This window comes from Streptomyces sp. NBC_00647, from assembly GCF_045207245.1.
In the GTDB taxonomy this organism is placed as follows: Bacteria; Actinomycetota; Actinomycetes; order Streptomycetales; family Streptomycetaceae; genus Streptomyces.
Genome location: NZ_CP109040.1, coordinates 8420318 through 8439604 on the forward strand (window position 1 = coordinate 8420318; position 19287 = coordinate 8439604).

The 19287-nt window shown below is 70.0% G+C and carries 16 protein-coding genes and 1 tRNA gene; 10 read left to right on the forward strand and 7 right to left on the reverse strand.

What is annotated here, in order from left to right:
* The first annotated feature begins 120 nt into the window (after positions 1-120).
* Positions 121-194: transfer RNA gene (locus tag OG788_RS36940), tRNA-Pro, on the forward strand.
* A gap of 129 nt (positions 195-323) precedes the next feature.
* On the opposite strand, the gene OG788_RS36945 is transcribed toward OG788_RS36940, so the two are convergent.
* Positions 324-2009 carry an FAD-dependent oxidoreductase gene (locus OG788_RS36945; protein ID WP_406375352.1) on the reverse strand — a complete coding sequence of 562 codons (1686 nt, stop codon included), beginning with the start codon at positions 2007-2009 and terminating at the stop codon, positions 324-326.
* A 235-nt stretch (positions 2010-2244) separates the two neighbouring features.
* On the opposite strand from OG788_RS36945, the gene OG788_RS36950 reads away from it, so the two are divergent.
* The 7 genes from OG788_RS36950 (at position 2245) to OG788_RS36980 (ending at position 7553) form a co-directional block, all read left to right on the forward strand.
* Positions 2245-3369, forward strand: a complete 1125-nt coding sequence (locus OG788_RS36950) for a SchA/CurD-like domain-containing protein (RefSeq protein ID WP_406375353.1) — start codon at positions 2245-2247, stop codon at positions 3367-3369.
* A gap of 68 nt (positions 3370-3437) precedes the next feature.
* Positions 3438-3920, forward strand: a complete 483-nt coding sequence (locus OG788_RS36955; RefSeq protein ID WP_266764154.1) for a cupin domain-containing protein — start codon at positions 3438-3440, stop codon at positions 3918-3920.
* Positions 3917-5185 (forward strand): beta-ketoacyl-[acyl-carrier-protein] synthase family protein, encoded by a 1269-nt coding sequence (locus tag OG788_RS36960; RefSeq protein WP_356758248.1) that lies wholly within the window; start codon positions 3917-3919, stop codon positions 5183-5185. Before OG788_RS36955 ends, OG788_RS36960 begins: the two co-directional genes overlap by 4 nt.
* Positions 5182-6429 (forward strand): ketosynthase chain-length factor, encoded by a 1248-nt coding sequence (locus tag OG788_RS36965; protein ID WP_406375354.1) that lies wholly within the window; start codon positions 5182-5184, stop codon positions 6427-6429. The genes OG788_RS36960 and OG788_RS36965 overlap by 4 nt, the downstream gene beginning before the upstream one ends.
* A 26-nt stretch (positions 6430-6455) precedes the next feature.
* Positions 6456-6716: a phosphopantetheine-binding protein gene (locus tag OG788_RS36970; protein WP_356758251.1), complete on the forward strand. Its 261-nt coding sequence runs from the start codon at positions 6456-6458 to the stop codon at positions 6714-6716.
* A gap of 1 nt (position 6717) precedes the next feature.
* Entirely contained in the window at positions 6718-7197 is a 480-nt protein-coding gene (locus tag OG788_RS36975; RefSeq protein WP_351540841.1) for an SRPBCC family protein, read from the forward strand.
* A gap of 23 nt (positions 7198-7220) precedes the next feature.
* Positions 7221-7553, forward strand: a complete 333-nt coding sequence (locus OG788_RS36980; protein ID WP_266764159.1) for a TcmI family type II polyketide cyclase — start codon at positions 7221-7223, stop codon at positions 7551-7553.
* Positions 7554-7640: 87 nt separating this feature from the next.
* Here the strand turns inward: OG788_RS36980 and OG788_RS36985 are convergent, their stop codons facing one another.
* A complete protein-coding gene (locus tag OG788_RS36985) occupies positions 7641-8669 on the reverse strand; it encodes a methyltransferase (RefSeq protein WP_351540838.1) in 1029 nt (342 codons plus the stop codon).
* A gap of 139 nt (positions 8670-8808) precedes the next feature.
* A complete protein-coding gene (locus OG788_RS36990) occupies positions 8809-9867 on the reverse strand; it encodes a nitrous oxide reductase family maturation protein NosD (protein WP_406375355.1) in 1059 nt (352 codons plus the stop codon).
* A gap of 1168 nt (positions 9868-11035) precedes the next feature.
* Here OG788_RS36990 and OG788_RS36995 point away from each other — a divergent pair.
* Positions 11036-11413 carry a hypothetical protein gene (locus tag OG788_RS36995; protein WP_406375356.1) on the forward strand — a complete coding sequence of 126 codons (378 nt, stop codon included), beginning with the start codon at positions 11036-11038 and terminating at the stop codon, positions 11411-11413.
* Positions 11414-11809: 396 nt separating this feature from the next.
* Here OG788_RS36995 and OG788_RS37000 read toward each other — a convergent pair whose 3' ends face one another.
* Positions 11810-14029, reverse strand: a complete 2220-nt coding sequence (locus OG788_RS37000; RefSeq protein WP_406375357.1) for an NADP-dependent isocitrate dehydrogenase — start codon at positions 14027-14029, stop codon at positions 11810-11812.
* A gap of 293 nt (positions 14030-14322) precedes the next feature.
* On the opposite strand from OG788_RS37000, the gene OG788_RS37005 reads away from it, so the two are divergent.
* Entirely contained in the window at positions 14323-15873 is a 1551-nt protein-coding gene (locus OG788_RS37005; protein WP_351540815.1) for a M1 family metallopeptidase, read from the forward strand.
* A 61-nt stretch (positions 15874-15934) separates the two neighbouring features.
* Here the strand turns inward: OG788_RS37005 and OG788_RS37010 are convergent, their stop codons facing one another.
* The 3 genes from OG788_RS37010 to OG788_RS37020 all read right to left on the reverse strand — a co-directional run bounded on the left by OG788_RS37010 (position 15935) and on the right by OG788_RS37020 (position 19160).
* Positions 15935-17020 (reverse strand): mechanosensitive ion channel family protein, encoded by a 1086-nt coding sequence (locus OG788_RS37010; RefSeq protein WP_406375359.1) that lies wholly within the window; start codon positions 17018-17020, stop codon positions 15935-15937.
* A gap of 240 nt (positions 17021-17260) precedes the next feature.
* Positions 17261-18025, reverse strand: coding sequence for a crotonase/enoyl-CoA hydratase family protein (locus tag OG788_RS37015; RefSeq protein ID WP_351540809.1), 765 nt, complete (start codon positions 18023-18025; stop codon positions 17261-17263).
* Positions 18026-18203: 178 nt separating this feature from the next.
* Positions 18204-19160 carry a lysylphosphatidylglycerol synthase transmembrane domain-containing protein gene (locus tag OG788_RS37020; RefSeq protein WP_351541020.1) on the reverse strand — a complete coding sequence of 319 codons (957 nt, stop codon included), beginning with the start codon at positions 19158-19160 and terminating at the stop codon, positions 18204-18206.
* Between the last annotated feature and the right edge of the window lie 127 nt (positions 19161-19287).

Sequence of the window (19287 nt, forward strand, 5' to 3'; positions counted from 1 at the left end):
GTCTCCTGCCGGACGGCGACCCCGTCTGCGCTGGGACGATGACAATGCGTGCGCGGCCATCCACCGACGTGCGGTAGGGTTTGGATGCGCGATCACGCGGGGAACCGTGAGAGGACGCATCGGGACGTGGCGCAGCTTGGTAGCGCACTTGACTGGGGGTCAAGGGGTCGCAGGTTCAAATCCTGTCGTCCCGACTGAAGAAGTCGTGGCCGGAGGCCGTATCGGAATTCCGATACGGCCTCCGGCTGTTTGCGCGCTCCTCGGGGGACGGTGGCCGGCCTCCCGGCCGGGCGGTGTCCTGGGGCCCGCCCGGAACGGGCAGGTCAGGCCTGGTCCAGCAGGGAGATCAGGGCCTCCCGCAGGGTTGTCCGGGGATCCTTGACCGGCCCCTCGGAGCGCCAGGCGACGAATCCGTCGGGGCGGACCAGCACCGCGCCGTCCGCGGTGACGCCGTGGATCTCCGCCCAGTCCGCGTCACCCGCGGGGACGAGGTCCGCCTCGGGCCCCGTGCCGACCCGGTGGGAGTCGAGCGGGACGGACATCTGCCGGGCCAGGTCCCTCGCCGCGGCGTCCCAGCCGCCGGCACCGTCGGCCGCGCTCAGCAGCACCATGGACCGCTCGTACAGATCGAGGGTGGAGATCCGGGCACCGGCGCGGGTCAGCCACATGTGCGGCGCCCGGGTTCCGGGCTCGCCCGTCAGCCGTACTCCCTCGGGCACGACCGGACCGGCCGGATCGGCGCCCAGGACCGCGCCGCGCGGGTAGCGGTAGGCGAGCGCCACGTTGAGGATCCCGCCCTTCCTGCCGCCGGGGCCGCCCTGACCGCCGGGGCCGCCCTGACCACCAGCTCCGGGACCCGGGGTGTATCCGGGGTGGCTGTGCTCGACCGAACGTGACGAGGCCCGGGCGCTCGTCGCCTCGGCCACCGGCCGGCGCTCGGCGTCGTAGGTCTCCAGCAGTCCCGGACCGGCCCAGCCGGCCAGCACGGCGGACAGTTTCCAGGCCAGGTTGTGCGCGTCCTGGATACCGGTGTTGGACCCGAACGCCCCGGTGGGGGACATCTCGTGGGCCGAGTCGCCGGCCAGGAACACCCGGTCCCGCGCGTACCGTTCGGCGACCCGCTCGGCGGCGTGCCAGGCGGCCCTGCCGGTGATCTCCACATCCAGATCCGGCACGCCGACGGCCCGCCGGATGTGTTCCGCGCAGCGCTCGTCGGTGAACTCCTCCAGGGTTTCGCCGTGTTCGGGGTGCCAGGGAGCGTGGAAGACCCAGTGCTCCTTGTTGTCGACCGGCAGCAGAGCCCCGTCGGCCTCCGGGTCGGTCAGGTAGCAGACGATGAACCGCCGGTCGCCGACGACGTCCGCGAGGCCGCGCGAGGTGAACGTGACGCTCACGTTGTGGAACAGGTCGCCGGGCCCGGTCTGCCCGATGCGCAGCGCGTCGCGGACGGGGCTGCGCGGACCGTCCGCCGCGACGAGGTAGTCCGCGCGGATCGTGGTGTGCTCGCCGGTCTCCCGGCTCTTGACCTTCGCGGTCACTCCCTCGGCGTCCTGCTCGAACGACATCAGCTCGGTGGAGAACCGCAGGTCGCCGCCCAGCTCCCGGGCGCTCTCCAGCAGCACCGGTTCCAGGTCGTTCTGGCTGCACAGGCACCATGCGCCCGGGCTGAAACGGGCGAGTCCGTTGCCGGGGTCGATCTCCTTGAACAGCCACTCGCCGGCATCGCCCACCAGGGTCGGCGTCTGCAGGATGCCGTGGTTGTCCGCGAGGACCGACGCGGCCTCCTCGATGCGCCGCTGGACCCCGGCCACCCGGAAGACCTCCATGGTGCGCACGTTGTTGCCGCGCCCCCGCGGATGGATCGAGGTGCCCGCGTGGCGCTCCACGAGGATGTGCGGCACGCCGAGCCGCCCCAGGAACAGCGACGTGGACAGGCCCACCAGAGAGCCGCCGACGATGAGGACGGGCGTGTGGTGACCGATCTCTCCGGCCTCTTCGAATCGGTTCATTGATTGCCTCCAGCGTCGCCTGCGACGTGAGTGAGGGAAGGGGATGCAGGTTCCATGCCCCTTATGGGCTGGTTCGCGCGCCAGGGGCACCCGGATGGCGCGCGGTTCACTCGTCCGACCCGTGGGGCTCGCGCACTGCGGAGCTCGCGTCAACGATCAGCTCATGGCGGCCCCGGCGTTTCGGATACCGCGGTCGTTCCTGACTTTCCGTGACGAAAAGGAGAGGTGTGCCGGAATGACTCCCTCGGGACGTATCGCACAGTCGGCGTTCGACGGCTCCAGGCTTCGGGTGATCCTGCTGCTCGACCTGTACGAAGGCGCTCAGCAGCAGTTCCTCGACGCGTACGAACTCATGCGCAACCAGGTCGCCTCGGTCCCCGGTCACATCAGTGACCAGCTGTGCCAGTCGATCGAGAACCCCTCGCAGTGGCTCATCACCAGCGAGTGGGAGAGTGCCCCGCCCTTCCTCGCCTGGGTGAACAGCGAGGAGCACGTCGAAACCGTCCGGCCGATGCACAGCTGCGTCCGGGACACCCGGTCGATGCGCTACAGCATCCTCCGTGAGACGAGCCCCGCCGAACCGCTCACCCCGGAGTCGGCCAGGACGCCCAAGCAGGTCGAGGCCCGTGTCGGCAACGGTGTGGCCCGCCACGCCCTCACCTTCACCGTCAAGCCCGGATCCGAGTCGAAGGTCGCCGAGATCCTGGCCGGGTACCAGTCACCCCAGGCCCAGGTCGACGACACCACCCGGCTGCGCCGCACCTCGCTCTTCATGCACGGCAACCGCGTCGTGCGGGCCGTCGAGGTGGAGGGCGACCTCCTCGCGGCACTGCGCCACGTCTCGCGCCAGCCCGAGGTACGGGCGGTCGAGGAGGCCATCAACCCCTACCTGGAGCAGGACCGGGACCTGAGCGACCCGGACTCGGCACGGGTGTTCTTCACCCGGGCGGCGCTCCCGGCCGTGCACCACGTGGTCTCCGGCCGCAAGGAACCCGGGAAGCTGCGGCGGCACGCGCTGTACTACCCGGCCCGGCCGGGCTGCGGCATGGAACTCGCCCGGCTGCTGGCCCACCAGGACGAGGCCGCGGCCGACGACAAGGACAGCCCGGTGTACGGCAGCACCGTCTTCCAGCGCGACGACATCGTGGTGCGGCTCATCGACATCGTGGGCGAGCTCGACGGCGACCCCGTCGCCTCCCTCGGCCTCAAGGGCACCAAGAAGGCCGCCGAGCTCGAGCGTCTCCTCGACGGTGCCGCGATCGGCGTCGAGGGCTCGCTGGGGACGGAACGCAACATCAACCGCCTCCTGTCGCACGCCGACATGCTGCCCATCACCGACCGCAGCGCGGCGGGCTCCTGACGGACCGCCGCAGCCCGCGTCCCCGGACGTCCCATCCGACGTCCTCGCCCCACCCGGAGGTACCAAGCATGATCAAGCACCATCCACGCATCGTGGACCTGAGCGAGACGGAACCCAACCGCAGGCGCGGAGGCGACATCCGGGCCCTGCTCACGCCCGCCACGGCGGGGTCCACCAGCGGCTTCATGGGCCTGGCCATCATCCAGCCCGGTGAGCGCATCGGCGAGCACTACCACCCGTACTCCGAGGAGTTCGTGTACGTGGTCAGCGGCGCCCTCGAAGTGGACCTGGACGGTGAGGCGTTCGCGCTCCGGCCCGACCAGGGCCTGTTGATCCCGATCGACATGCGGCACCGCTTCCGCAACGTCGGCGACGAGGAAGCCCGCATGGTCTTCCACCTGGGCCCGCTCGCCCCGCGTCCGAGCCTCGGCCACGTCGACACGGAGGCGACCGACGCCGCCGCGCCCGGCCACGAGGTCGTCATCGGCGGCCCGGACCTGTCCGCGCCGGACCACGGACAGCCGTCCGAGCGAAGTGGGGCCATACAGTGACCCGGCGGGTGGCCGTCACCGGCATCGGTGTGGTCGCTCCGGGCGGTACCGGAACGAAGGCGTTCTGGGACCTCCTCGCAGGCGGCCGCACCGCGACCCGCGGCATCACGCTGTTCGATCCGGCGGGACTGCGCTCCCGCATAGCCGCCGAATGCGACTTCGACCCGCTCGACCACGGACTCGATCCGGAGCTGATCCGGGACGCCGACCGCTACATCCAGTTCGCGGTGGTCGCCGCCGGGGAAGCCGTCCGTGACTCGGGACTCGACGCCGGCAGCCAGGACCCCTGGCGCGTCGCCGTCTCCCTGGGCAGCGCCGTCGGCGGTACCACCCGCCTGGAGCACGACTACGTCAAGGTCAGCGAAGGCGGCCGGCGGTGGGACGTGGACCACCGCGCCGCCGACCCGCGACTGCACCTGGCGTTCGCGCCCAGCACGCTCGCCTCGGTCGTCGCCGAGCAGTTCGGGGCCCAGGGACCCGTGCAGACCGTCTCCACCGGCTGCACCTCCGGACTCGACGCGGTCGGATACGCCTTCCACACCATCGAGGAAGGCCGGGCCGACATCTGCATCGCCGGGGCGTCGGACTCGCCGATATCCCCGATCACCATGGCCTGCTTCGACGCCATCAAGGCCACGTCGCCCAACAACGACGACCCCGAGCACGCCTCCCGGCCCTTCGACGCCAACCGCAACGGTTTCGTCATGGGCGAGGGCGCGGCCGTGCTGATCCTGGAGGAGTACGAGCACGCCAGGGCCCGCGGCGCGCACATCTACTGCGAGATCGGCGGCTACGCCACCTACGGCAACGCCTATCACATGACCGGTCTGACCAGCGAGGGCCTGGAGATGTCCCGGGCGATCGACAGCACGCTCGATCAGGCCCGCCTCGACCCGACGCTGATCGACTACGTCAACGCGCACGGCTCGGGCACCCGGCAGAACGACCGGCACGAGACCGCCGCGGTCAAGCTGTCCCTGGGCGAGCACGCCTACGACACGCCCATGAGCTCCATCAAATCCATGGTGGGCCACTCGCTGGGCGCGATCGGCGCGATCGAGGTCGTCGCCTGCGTCCTCGCCCTGAAGCACCAGGTGGTGCCGCCCACGGCGAACTACGAGACCCCCGACCCCGAGTGCGACCTGGACTACGTGCCGCGCACCGCACGCCCCCGGAAGCTCAGGAATGTGCTCTCCGTCGGCAGCGGGTTCGGCGGATTCCAGTCCGCGGTGCTCCTGACCGGGACGGGTGGGAGGACACGATGAGTACTCAGCGCCCCCGGCGCGCGGCCGTCACCGGCATCGGTGTCATCGCGCCCAACGGATTGCGTGCGGACGCGTACTGGAAGTCCGTCAGGGAAGGCCTCGGCGTTCTGGACCGGATCACCCGCGAGGGCTGCGAGCATCTGCCGCTGCGCGTCGCGGGTGAGGTCCGGGCCTTCGACGCCGCGGACCTCATCGAGGAAAGGTTCCTCGTCCAGACCGACCGGTTCAGCCATTTCGCGATGGCGGCGACCGTCCTCGCCCTCGACGACGCGGGCCTCGGCGCGGTCGACCCCGAGGAGGCGTACGACATCGGTGTGGTCACCGCCGCCGGATCCGGCGGCGGCGAGTTCGGCCAGCGGGAACTGCAGAAGCTGTGGGGACAGGGTTCCCGGTTCGTCGGCCCGTACCAGTCCATCGCCTGGTTCTACGCCGCCAGCACCGGCCAGATCTCCATCCGCGGCGGCTTCAAGGGACCGTGCGGAGTGGTCGCGAGCGACGAGGCGGGCGGACTGGACGCCATCGCGCACGCCGCCCGCGGGGTACGGCGCGGCACCGGCGCGATGGTCGTCGGAGCCGCCGAGGCACCGCTGGCCCCGTACTCGATGGTCTGCCAGCTCGCCTACCCCGAGCTCAGCACCGTCGAGGACCCCGATCGCGCCTACCGCCCCTTCACCGAGGGAGCCTGCGGCTTCGTGCCCGCGGAAGGCGGCGCCATGCTCGTCGTGGAGGACGAGGGACGTGCGCGCGAGCGGGGAGCGGCCGTCCGGGCCGTCGTGGCCGGACACGGGGCCACGTTCACCGGCGCCTCGCAGTGGGAGCGGTCCCGGGAGGGACTCGCGCACGCGATCCGGGGCGCCCTCGCCGAGGCGGACTGCGCACCGGAGGAGATCGACGTCGTCTTCGCCGACGCCCTGGGCGTCCCGGCCGCGGACCGCGCCGAAGCCCTGGCCATCGCGGACGCCCTCGGGGCACACGGAACCCGCGTACCCGTCACGGCGCCCAAGACGGGAATCGGACGGGCCTACTGCGGGGCGCCCCTGCTGGACACCGCGGCCGCGGTGCTCGCGATGGAGCACGGCCAGGTCCCGCCCACTCCGAACGTGTTCGACATCTGCCACGACCTCGACCTGGTGACGTCGAACGCCCGCCCCGCCGAGCTGCACACGGCCCTGATCCTCAGCAGGGGACTCATGGGTTCCAACGCGGCGCTGGTCGTGCGCCGCGGCGGCGACTCCGCCCGGTAGCCCGGGCGCAAGTGAGGAGAACACGCATGATCACCACCGAAGTGACCTTCGACGAACTCGCCGCCCTCATGAAGAAGGCGGCCGGGATCACCGTCGACCCCAAGGAGCTGGCGCAGGCGTCCGACGCGCCGTTCGGCACCCTCGGACTCGACTCGCTCGGGCTGCTCGGCATCGTCGGTGAGCTGGAGAACCGGTACAGCCGGCCCCTGCCCCCCGACACGGAGCGCTGCAAGACCCCCCGCGAGTTCCTCGATCTCGTCAACCACACCCTCAAGGCTGGAGCCTGAAGTGCCCGGACACACCGACAACAGCATCACCATCGACGCCCCTCTCGACCTCGTCTGGGACATGACGAACGACATCGAGAGGTGGCCCCTGCTCTTCAGCGAGTACGCGTCCCTCGAAGTCCTGTCCCGGGACGGCGACACGACGACCTTCCGCCTCACCATGCACCCGGACGACAACGGGAAGGTGTGGAGCTGGGTCTCGCAGAGAACCGTGGACCGGGAGCGGCGGACCGTCCGGGCGCGCCGCGTCGAGACGGGGCCGTTCGCGCACATGAACATCCGGTGGGAGTACGAGGAGACCCCGGCCGGCACCCACATGCGCTGGGTGCAGGACTTCGCGATGAAGCCGGAGGCCCCGGTCGACGACGCCTGGATGACGGACAACATCAACCGCAACTCCGCCACGCAGATGGCCCTCATCCGGGACCGGATCGAGAAGGCCGCGCGTGAGCGCCGCAGCCCGGCCGCCATGCCCCGTTGACCCCGGCACAGGAAGGAAATCCGATGCACCACGCCCTGATCGTCGCCCGCATGGCGCCCGACTCGGCGCCGGCGATCTCCGACGTGTTCGCCGCCTCCGACCGGGGTGAACTCCCGCACCTCATCGGGGTCAACCGGCGCAGCCTCTTCCAGTTCGGTGATGTGTATCTGCACCTCATCGAATCCGACCGGGACCCGGCACCCGCCATCGCGAAGGTGGTCGGACACCCCGAGTTCCGCAGTGTCAGCGAGGAGCTGTCGGCGTACGTCAGCGCGTACGACCCGCAGACCTGGCGGAGTCCCAAGGACGCCATGGCGCACTGCTTCTACCGCTGGGAGCGGGACTCCGCCTCCTGAGCGAGCACCGTGACACAACCCGAGGCCGCCGGCTCCGCGAAGAAGCGGAACCGGCGGCCTCGGGTTTTCCTCGGCGTTCCGGACGGATCAGCCGGGGACGGTGCACTCGAAGGCGTGCAGGTAGGCGTTCACCGGGCGGATCTCGCCGATGACCAGGCCCGCGTCCGTGAGCCGGTCGACCATGCTCTGCCGGGTGTGCTTGGCACCGCCGACGTTGAGGAGCAGCAGCAGGTCCATGGCCGTCGTGAAGCGCATCGACGGGGTGTCGTCCACGAGGTTCTCGATGACGACGACGCGGGCACCGGGACGCGCGGCCTTGCGGACGTTGGCGAGCGCCCGGCGGGTGCTCTCGTCGTCCCACTCCAGGATGTTCTTGATGATGTACACGTCCGCCTGGACCGGGATGTCCTCACGGCAGTCCCCGGCGACGATCCGCACCCGGTCGGCCAGCGCCCCGCCGCTCCGCAGGCGAGGATCGGCGTTCTCCACCACGCCCGGCAGGTCGAGCAGGGTGCCGTGCATGCCGGGGTGCTTCTCCAGCAGGCTGGCCACGACGTGCCCCTGACCGCCTCCGATGTCGGCGACCGCCTTCACACCCCGCAGGTCGAGCAGGTTCGCCACGTCCTGGGCCGACTGCGAACTGGACGTCGTCATGGCCCGGTTGAAGACGTGCGCGGACTCGGGGGCGTCCTCGTTGAGGTACTCGAAGAACTCCTTGTCGTACACGTCCTCGAAGACGTTGCGGCCGGAGCGCACCGCCTCGTCGAGCTTCGGCCAGACGTTCCACGTCCACGGCTCGGTGCACCACAGCGCGATGTAGCGCAGGCTGTGCGGGTCGTCCTCGCGCAGGAGCCGGGACATCTCCGTGTGTTCGAACGTGCCGTCGGGGCGCTCCGCGAAGACGCCCTGGCAGGACAGGGCGCGCAGCAGCCGGCGCAGGGTCTTCGGCTGGGTCTTCACCGCCGCCGCCAGGTCCTCGGCGCTCATGGGCGTGTCGTCCAGGGCGTCCGCCACACCCAGGCGGGCCGCGGCGCGTACGGCGGCGGCGCGGGCCGCTCCGAAGACGAGTTCCCGCAGTTGCATGGACGGCGGGGGACTCTGATCAACAGTCGTCATTCAATGCCTCGTTTCTGATGCCGATGTCGTGCTGTACGGGGAGACCGGACCGGTCCGGACGGGGGACGGACCGGGCGGTACGGAGGCAGGACCGGGCTGTACGGGGGTGCGGACCCGGTTCTGTGGACGGGCCGGGACCTCAGCACATCCCGGCGGGCTCGGAGACCGCGCAGGTGTTGCCCCGGAACGAGTTGTTCTTGCCGGTGTCGCGGTTGGCCAGGTCCGACGGGCCGTTGCGCAGGACCACGTTGTCGCGCACCTCGTTGTTCTCGCTGAGCGCGCCCACGAAGCTCTTGAACAGCACGATGCCGCCCGAGAGCGGGGACGTGCCCACGTTGTCCTCGACCCGGTTCCGGGTCACGTGCGTGTCCTCGGCGCCGGTGAGGACGATTCCCGAACCCTGGAGCGCGGGCAGCCGCGGGGTCTTGGGGCAGGACTTGTTGTTGGCGTGGATGTAGTTGCGGCGCACCTTGATCGCGCCGATACGCGGCTTGTTCTCGTCACCCACGACGAAGACCGCGGCGCAGTTGCCGGTGGCCTCGTTGCGGGCGACGGTCAGGTTCCGCAGCCGCCGCACCGTGATGCCGATCCGGTTGCCGCTCAGCAGGTTGCGCCTGACCACCGTTCCCTTGGTGTCACGGGCTCCCTCCTCGGTGTCGACCGTGTTGGAGAGGAAGAGACCGGCGTCGCCGTTGTCCTTGGCGATGTTGTGGACGAACTTCCCGCGGACGGACCGCTCCGAGGCGATACCCCACTGGCCGTTCTTCTCGGAGGTCACCCCGCGGACCGTCAGCCGGTCGGTTCCCGACGCCCACAGGCCCTGCTTGGCGAAGCCCCTGATGGTCAGCGAGGTCACGGTGACACCCCGGACGGGACTGCTGTCCGTCCCCGTCACACAAATGCCGTTGCCCGCCTTGGCACACGTGTCGCCGGTGGCCGTACCCGGCACGATGACGGTGGAACGGGCGTCGGCGCCCCGCAGGGTCAGGTCCGACACCGTGATGCGGACGCTCTCGTGATAAGTGCCGGGGCGGACGAGGACGGTGTCGCCCCGCTTCGCCGAGTCCACGGCCTTCTGGATGGATTGTCCGGCGCGTACCACGTGCACCGAACGGTGGTCGGCCGAAGGGGCTGCGCCCAGCCCTGAGGCCAGGACCACCGCGGTGCACGCGAGGTAGGCCATCTGTTGTTTGGTCATGGGCCGAAGCTATGAACGGGCGTTCAGACCCGCCACCGGTGCTCCTCCAGGTGGCCCGCTCCATCACCGTGACGCGCCGAACGACGTCACCGTGGCGTGCTGAGTGACCTTGCTCGTGGCGCACCGGACGTGGTCACCGCGCCGCGCGGAGCGACGGAGGCGGACCTCAGTCCGCAAGATGCCGCCGCCGAGAATCTCAGCGCCATTCCACGAGCAGCTCCTCGACTGTGTGGACGCCGAGCGAGTCACGCTCACGGTGCGACCCGAGCCCGAGGCCCTGGGCCCCACGGGTGGCGTACCACTCGTCGGTCTACACCTTGGTTGGGACGTCCCACCCATGGGGCGACGTACCGTCCGGTCGGCCATGGCCGACGAGGCGAGTCCCTCGCACGAGCAGGGTCTTCGACCCTCGGTCATGGTGAAACGAGCCCCGCTTCTGCGGGCTGACGTAGATGTCCGCCGGTCTGGACGACGATCCGCGTGTACGGCCGGCTCTCGTGGACCGGCCAAGGAGTAGACAGGCAGCCGCTCGTCTCACCATTTGGACACGGGGGCCCTCGGGCTCGGTGTAAGGCGTGTTTCCTTCGGTGACTGATTATCACCGCAGGTCGCTGCCAGCGGAGTTGATCGCCATGTTCAATTCGGCGGTCGTCGTGCATCGGGTGTAGGCGACGTCACATGTCGTCACAGCGGCCCCACTTGCTTTCCCCGTCGGCATTGAGGACTCTTGCTTTGTCGGCGAAGCTGCCGAGGGTCCGAGGAATCTCGGATTCCGTGTATTGGTCCCGCCTGCGTGTCCCTGTGAGCACTGCGACTCCGGTCTAGTCCATTAGTCCGGCAACAAGCAATCACAGCAAGGGAGACGAACCCACCCGACCCGATCGAGAGGACAGATCAACTTCAACACCACATGACCGAATGCCGCTCGGGCGCAGCCCGAGGCAATCGGTCGGAGGACGGAAATCCGACCACTTCGAGCGTCATCCGACGCAAGACAGGCCGGGTCTCCAAACCTCGAAGATCCAGTCCAGCAGAACGTCTTCGCGAACCAGCGAGGACTCCGAGCAGCCCAAGATCCAAGGGGTTGCTAGGGGAGAGCGTCAGGCCTGACAGCAGGCCGAAGCGCTCTCAGTGGGCCGGAACGAACCGATCGGCACAAGTCGTTCGGGTGGTGCTGAAAGGGAAGTTCGTGGGCGAGTTTATTGGCATAGCAATCAGCATCCTGATGCACGGAGTGCATCCGCTCTTGATCGCGCTGGATGCGACGATGTGGACTGTCAAGGGCTGGAATTGGATCCAATTCCTCCCTGCCAAGCGTGAGATGCGCAGGGTGCGCAAGACGCGCGAGATCAACAATGGTGCGGCCGGGGCTACCAACGAGCTCGCCGCCGACATACCCGCGTCGAAGCGCGAGGTGGGCACGGCCAAGGTCGGCATCACCTACGTTTCGGACGAAAAATTCGAGAAACTCTGTGTCGAGTTCACTCCCTCGCGAGGTGGCGGCAAAGAGAGCGTCTGTGAAGTCGTCGTGCGTGTAGACGATTGATGCTGGTCCAGTTACTCCGGACTCTCGCTCGGGACACAAAGAAGCCCGGGGGTTCGTCGCCAGTATCGACGAACCTCCGGGCTGCTACCTACAGGTAACCACCGCCGAGTTGGACATGCACCCTCTTGTGCAAGATGTCACGCGGCGTATACCAACCTTTCAGGTTGCCCCGACCCCGCGCACTGACCCCGGACCGCCGTTCCGTCACGGCTACAGCCCCTGGACAGGCACGAGGGGCAGCCCCGGGAGTGGCTGCCCGGACACAGCGCCCTGCCCATGAAGTCATTGGACTTGGTACGCCCGGGCGTGCGCCCCCGGCACGACGACAACCGCCCCGGCCGGAGAGATCCGGCCGGGGCGGCGTGCGCGGAGCGTGCCCGCGAGGTGATGCTCAGGTCAGGCGAGGATCGCCAGGGTCTCGTTCCAGGTGGCCGAAGGGCGCATCACGGAGGCGGCCTTGGCCGGGTCGGGCTGGTAGTAGCCGCCGATGTCGGCCGCGTCGCCCTGGACCGCGATCAGCTCGTCCACGATCGTCTGCTCCTGCGCGGTCAGCACCTCGGCGAGCTGGGCGAACGCCTTGGCGAGGTCCGCGTCGTCGGTCTGCTGCGCCAGCTCCTTCGCCCAGTACAGGGAGAGGAAGAAGTGGCTGCCGCGGTTGTCGATGCCGCCGACGCGACGGGTCGGCGACTTGTCCTCGTCGAGGAAGGTCGCCGTCGCGCGGTCGAGGGTGTCGGCGAGCACCTGGGCGCGCGCGTTGCCCGTGGTGGTCGCGAGGTGCTCGAAGCTGGAGGCCAGCGCGAGGAACTCACCGAGGCTGTCCCAGCGCAGGTAGTTCTCCTTGACGAGCTGCTGCACGTGCTTCGGCGCGGAGCCGCCGGCGCCCGTCTCGAAGAGGCCGCCGCCCGCCATCAGCGGGACGACCGACAGCATCTTGGCGCTGGTGCCCAGTTCCAGGATCGGGAACAGGTCGGTGAGGTAGTCGCGGAGCACGTTGCCGGTGACCGAGATCGTGTTCTCGCCGCGGCGGATGCGCTCCACGGACAGCTTGGTCGCCTCGACCGGGGACAGGACACGGATGTCCAGGCCCTCGGTGTCGTGCTCCGGAAGGTACTGCTTGACCTTCTCGATCAGCACGGCGTCGTGCGCGCGGTCCTCGTCCAGCCAGAACACGGCCGGGTCGCCGGTGGCGCGGGCGCGGGTGACCGCCAGCTTCACCCAGTCGCGGATCGGGGCGTCCTTGGTCTGGCAGGCACGGAAGATGTCGCCCGCGGAGACGGCCTGCTCCAGGACGACGTCGCCGGCCTGGTCGACGAGGCGGACCGTGCCGGTGACCGGGATCTCGAAGGTCTTGTCGTGGCTGCCGTACTCCTCGGCCTTCTGCGCCATCAGACCGACGTTCGGGACGGTGCCCATGGTCGACGGGTCGAAGGCGCCGTTGGCGCGGCAGTCGTCGATGACGACCTGGTAGACACCGGAGTAGCTGCTGTCCGGCAGGACGGCGAGGGTGTCGGCCTCCTGGCCGTCCGGGCCCCACATGTGGCCGGAGGTGCGGATCATGGCCGGCATCGAGGCGTCGACGATGACGTCGGACGGCACGTGCAGGTTGGTGATGCCCTTGTCGGAGTCGACCATCGCGAGGGCCGGGCCCTCGGCGAGCTCGGCGTCGAAGGACGCCTTGATCTCGGCACCCTCCGGCAGGGCCTCCAGGCCCTTGTAGATGCCGCCGAGACCGTCGTTCGGGGAAAGACCGGCGGCGGCGAGCGTCGCACCGTACTTCGCGAAGGTCCTCGGGAAGAAGGCGCGCACGACGTGGCCGAAGACGATCGGGTCGGAGACCTTCATCATCGTGGCCTTGAGGTGCACCGAGAACAGCACGTCCTCGGCCTTGGCGCGGGCGATCTGCTCGGTGAGGAACTCGCGCAGCGGCGCGACGTGCATGACGGACGCGTCCACGACCTCGCCCGCCTTGACGGGTACGGACTCGCGCAGCACGGTGGTGGAGCCGTCGTCGCCGACCAGCTCGATCTTCAGCGCGCCGGCCTCGGAGACCACGGCCGACTTCTCGGTGGAGCGGAAGTCGTCGACGCCCATGGTGGCGACGTTCGTCTTCGAGTCCGACGACCAGGCGCCCATGCGGTGAGGGTGGGTCTTGGCGTAGTTCTTGACCGACGCGGGGGCGCGGCGGTCGGAGTTGCCCTCGCGCAGCACCGGGTTCACGGCGCTGCCCTTGACCTTGTCGTAACGGGCGCGGATGTCGCGCTCCTCGTCCGACTTCGGGTCGTCCGGGTAGTCCGGGAGCGCGTAGCCCTGCGCTTGCAGCTCGGCCAGCGCCGCCTTCAGCTGGGGGATCGAGGCCGAGATGTTCGGCAGCTTGATGATGTTGGCCCCGGGCGTCTTGGCCAGCTCACCGAGCTCGGACAGGGCGTCCTCGATGCGCTGGTCCTCCCGGAGGAACTCCGGGAACAGGGCGATGATGCGCCCGGCCAGCGAGATGTCACGGGTCTCCACAGTGACACCCGCCTGCGAGGCGTACGCCTGGACCACCGGCAGGAACGAATACGTCGCCAGGGCCGGGGCCTCGTCAGTGTGCGTGTAAATGATGGTCGAGTCAGTCACCGGGTGCTCCGCTCCACGTCTGCAACATTGCTCGACATCAAGATATCTCGTGAGCGACCCCGGCTCGACAGCGGTCCGTCCCGGGCCCGGCGAGCCCGACGGAAAACCGCCCTCCGCGGCCGGCCGGCTGCGGGCCGGAGTGAACACGCCGGCCCGAGTGAAAACGGAAATGCTGAGCCGGAGGCAACCGGACGCCCCGCCCACGCGTAAAGGAAGGTGATCAATCACTTGATCACCCACTGGATCCGGCGACGGGCCTCCAGGCTCTCCCGCCGCCCGAACGAAAGCGAACCATGAGATATCGCACCAGAGTGACGGCCCCCGCGGCCGCGCTGATCGGCACGGCCGCCGTGCTCGCCGCCGGACCCGCGGCCTCGGCGCGCCCCCTGGCTTTAAGACCTGAGGGCACCCCGGGTGCGGAGACCCTCGGCGACTCCGTCTTCCCGGCCCTCGGCAACGCCGGCTACCGCGTAGAGGCGTACCACCTCGACTTCTCGTACGACGCCACGACCCGTCTGGTCGACGCCAAGGCGACCTTGATGATCAAGGCGACCCAGAACCTCTCCCGCTTCTCGCTCGACGCGCTCGGCCTGGACGTGCGTTCGGTACGGGTCGGCGGTGCGACCGCAACCTTCGAGCAGGTGGGCGAGAAGCTGCGCGTCACCCCGGCCCGGACCCTGCCGGAGTCCTGCGCCGTCGCGGTCTGCGTCGAGTACGTCGCCGACCCGGCCAGGACACTCGCGTACACCGCCTGGGTCCCCACCGTCGACGGATTCGCGGTGTGCCCCCAGCCGAACGCGGCGCACACCGTCTTCCCGTGCAACGACCACCCGACGGACAAGGCGGCCTTCAGTTTCCGCATCACCGTGCCGAGCACCCTGCGCGGTGTCGCGAGCGGCACGCTGGTCCGCACGGAGAACCTGGACGGCGACCGGACGGCGTACACCTACCGTTCGGCTTCGCCGATAGCCACCGAGCTGGTGCAGATCACGGTCGGCGACTACGTCGTCAAGGAGAGGCAGGGGCCGCACGGGCTCGGGCTGCGGGACGTCGTCCCGACGGCGCGCGCCGCCGCGCTGGAGCCGGCGCTCGCGCTCACCCCCGGTCTCCTCGACTGGCTGGAGCAGCGGCTCGGCGCCTACCCGTTCGAGACGTACGGGCTGCTGCCCTGCAACTCCGACGCCGCGAACGCCTTCGACTTCACGGGCCTGGAGACCCAGACCCTGACGCTCTACAAGCCGAACTTCCTGCTCCAGGAGGAGAAGAAGATCGGCTCGCACATGATGCACGAGCTGGTCCACTCCTGGTTCGGCAACAGCGTCAGCCCGGCCAACTGGGCCGATCTGTGGCTGAACGAGGGCCACGCGGACTTCTACGGGCTGCTCTACCGCTACGAGCGCGGCTGGGCCGACTCGCTCGGTCTGACCACCCTCGAAGCCCGGATGAAGGACACGTACGCCAAGGGCGACCAGTGGCGCAGGGACTCCGGGCCCGTCGCCGCGCCGAACGCCGTCAACCTCTTCGACAACCAGCGCTACGTGGGCGGAGTCCTGGTCCTCTACGCGCTGCGCGAGGCCGTCGGCGAGGACGTCTTCAACCGCATCGAGCGCACCTTCCTGGAGCGCCACCGCAACTCCGCGGCGACCACCGCCGACTACGTCGCGGTCGCCTCCGAGGTCTCCGGACAGGACCAGTCCGGCTTCCTGAACGACTGGCTGTACGGGACGAAGACACCGCGCATGCCGAACCACCCCGACTGGACGGTCACCCCGGTCGTGTCGAGCCTGGTCGCGCCCCGCCACCGCGAGCCCGGCCACTACCCGGACTCGTCCGCCACGCTCTGACCGCCCGGTCAAGCAGGGAGGGGCCGGGCGGAAGTGTTCCGCCCGGCCCCTCGGTCCGTTCTCAGGTCTGCTTCGTGGCCTCGCGCTGATGCGGGATGGCGGTCTCCAGGAGCCCCACACCGCCGGACTGCAGCGCGACCGTCCGGGCGGGCGACGGAATCCGGATGCCCTCGTCCCGGTAGCGCCTGTGCAGGCGCTTGATGAACTCGTGCTTGATCCGGTACTGGTCGCTGAACTCGCCCACGCCGAGAATCACCGTGAGGCCGATGCGGGAGTCGCCGAACGTGTGGAAACGGACGGCGGGTTCGTGGTCCGGGACGGCACCGGTGATCCCGGTCATCACTTCCTCGATGACCTCGTTGGTGACCCGCTCGACATGGTCCAGGTCGCTGTCGTAGCCGACGCCGACCTGCACGAGGAGCGTCATCTGCTGCTCGGGCCGGGTGAAGTTGGTCATGTTGGTGCCCGACAGCTGGGCGTTGGGGATGATGACCAGGTTGTTGGAGAGCTGACGGACCGTGGTGTTGCGCCAGTTGATGTCGACGACGTACCCCTCCTCGCCGCTGCTCAGACGGATGTAGTCGCCCGGCTGGATCGTCTTCGAGGCGAGGATGTGCACGCCCGCGAAGAGGTTGGCGAGGGTGTCCTGGAGGGCGAGGGCGACGGCCAGACCACCCACACCCAGGGCCGTCAGCAGGGGTGCTATCGAGATCCCCAGCGTCTGCAGGACGATGAGGAAGCCGATCGCCATCACCACGACCCGGGTGATGTTGACGAAGATGGTGGCCGAACCGGCGACGCCCGAGCGGGACTGGGTCACCGACTGGACCAGGCCGGTGATCAGCCGGGCGGCGGTGATCGTCGTGACCAGGATGAGCAGGACGGTCAGCGACCGGTTGACGGTGCGCCCGACCGGCGCGGTCAGCGGCAGCACCGCGGCCGCCGACGCCATGCCCGCCGTGATGGCCGCCCACGGCACCAGGGTGCGCAGCGCGGCCACGATCACGTCGTCGCCGCTCCAGCGGGTGCGCTCGGCGTGCTTGCTCAGCCAGCGCAGCAGCATCCGCAGCAGGAACGCCGCCAGCAGCCCGGCTGCCAGGGCTATACCGGCGATCATCAGGTCGTCCACGGTGACGGAGCGCTTCATCGATGACCTCCTCGGAGACCGGGGCCGGGGTGAGGGCCCGCGGGCCGAATGTGCTGTGTCGTCACTTGCCACCTGCTCGAATCCGGGAACGCGCGATCACGCCCGGACGCGTGTTCGTCGCCGTCCGGGGAGACCGCTCATCCTGCCGTATCCGCCTGCCCTTCCGTCACCACGCCTGCGGGGAGCCGCCCTTGACGGACGGGCCGGCCGACGGCTCCCGCGGCGCAGGGTTCGCCGGTGTCACAGCCCGCCGAACGAACCGTGCCGCCCGGCACCGGAGGCGAAGCGGGCCGCGCCCTCCAGGCCCTCGTCCAGCACGTCCATGCCGTACCGGAGTTCGGTGCGCATGGCCTCCTTCTCGATCAGGCCCTCCTGGTCGAGGACCGAGGCGCGGTCGCCGCGCAGACAGGCCTGCGGGAAGTCGGCGATCTCGGCGGCGAGCCGCTCGGCCTCGGCGCGGGCCCGGCCGACCGGCACGAGACGGTTGGCGAGCCCCATCTCGTACGCCTCCGCGGCGGCGACCGGGCGGCCGGTGAGGATCATGTCCATCGCGCGGCTCGTGCCGATCAGCCGGGGGAGCCGTACCGTGCCCCCGTCGATGAGCGGGACACCCCAGCGGCGGCAGAACACCCCGAAGACGGCGTCCTCCTCGGCGACGCGCAGGTCGCACCAGAGCGCGAGCTCCAGACCACCGGCCACGGCATGCCCCGCGACCGCCGCGATCACCGGCTTGGTCAGCCGCAGCCGGGTGGGACCCATCGGGCCGTCGCCGTCCTCGGTGACCTGGTTGCCGTGCTCGGTGCCGATGGCCTTGAGGTCCGCGCCCGCGCAGAACGTGCCGCCCTCGCCCCAGAGCACGGCGACGCGCGCCGTCTCGTCGGCCTCGAACTTCCGGAAGGCGTCCGCGAGTTCGGCGGCCGTCGGCCCGTCCACCGCGTTCCGGGCCGCGGGCCGGGAGAGGACGACGGTAGTGACGTGACCCTGACGTTCGATCCTGACCGGCATCGCGCTGTCCCCTTCTCCGGCCGACGCGCCTCACCGCACGCCGTGGTTACTCCTCGGTATCACAGCATGCGCCGGAACGCACGACCCGGAACGCACGACCCGGAACGCACGACCCGGAACGCACGACCCGGAGCGGACGACTCGGACCAAGGACGACCCGGAGCGGGGTGGACCCGGCTCAGATCACCTTCCAGCGGACCAGCGCGCCCAGCGTCAGCGCCCCCGGGAGCAGCGGCAGCCACACCGTGATGATCCGGTACGCCAGCACCACCGCCGTCGCCACGGCCACCGGGCCGCCCGCCGCGACCAGCGCCACGATCAGCGCGGCCTCCACCGAACCGAGTCCGCCGGGCGTCGGCACCATCGCGACCGCCACCGTCGCCGCCAGATAGGCGATCACCATGTGCGTGAGCGGGACCGCAAGGCCCAGCGCTTGCCCCACCGCGGCCAGTCCGGCCGCCTGGAGCAGCGGGAAGGCCAGCGAGCCGCCCCACAGGGCGAACGCCCGGGACGGACGCGTGTGCACCGAGCGTGCCTCGCCGATCGCGGTGCGCAGGAAGGAGAATACGGCCGCGCGCAGCCGCCGTACGAGAGCGAGGACCGCCGCCGCGGCGCACAGGGCCACCCCGATGCCGAGCAGCAGCGGGCCGACCGCCCCGTCGGGAAGCAGACCGCCGAGCCGCAGCGCTCCCGGGAACGCGATCAGCAGACCGAGGAGCAGGCCCAGCCGGGCGATCGACTCGGCGAGCAGATACAGCGCGAGCGCGGCCGACGAGCGGGCGAGCGGCACCCCGCACACCGTCATGAACCGCAGATTGACCGCACCGGCGCCGAGACCCGTGGGCAGCAGATGGTTGGCCGCGCCCGCGGCGAACTGCGTGGCGAGGAGCCGGCGCGCCGGAAGCCGTTCCATGACCGCGCCCTGGCGGGTCACGGCCGCGGCGACCCAGGTCAGGCAGGTCGCGACGACCGCGGCCACCAGCCAGGGCCACTCGGCGGACTCCAGGTGCCCGAAGCCCTCGATGAGCACCGACCGGTGGCGCACGGCCACCACCAGGACCAGGGCGAGCGGGAGAAGGCACAGGACCGGCCGGACGGCAGGCCGAAGGGCGAGGCGCCGGGGGAGCCTGGGCAGGGCCCGGGGAAGGCGTGCGACGGTCACATCGGGAGAGGTTTTCCACACCGGACCAACGTGAGGTTGCGGGCGCGGAGACGGCGGCTGACGCGCCGGGCAAGGTGCGGGAGGGGTGGCCGCCGGGCGC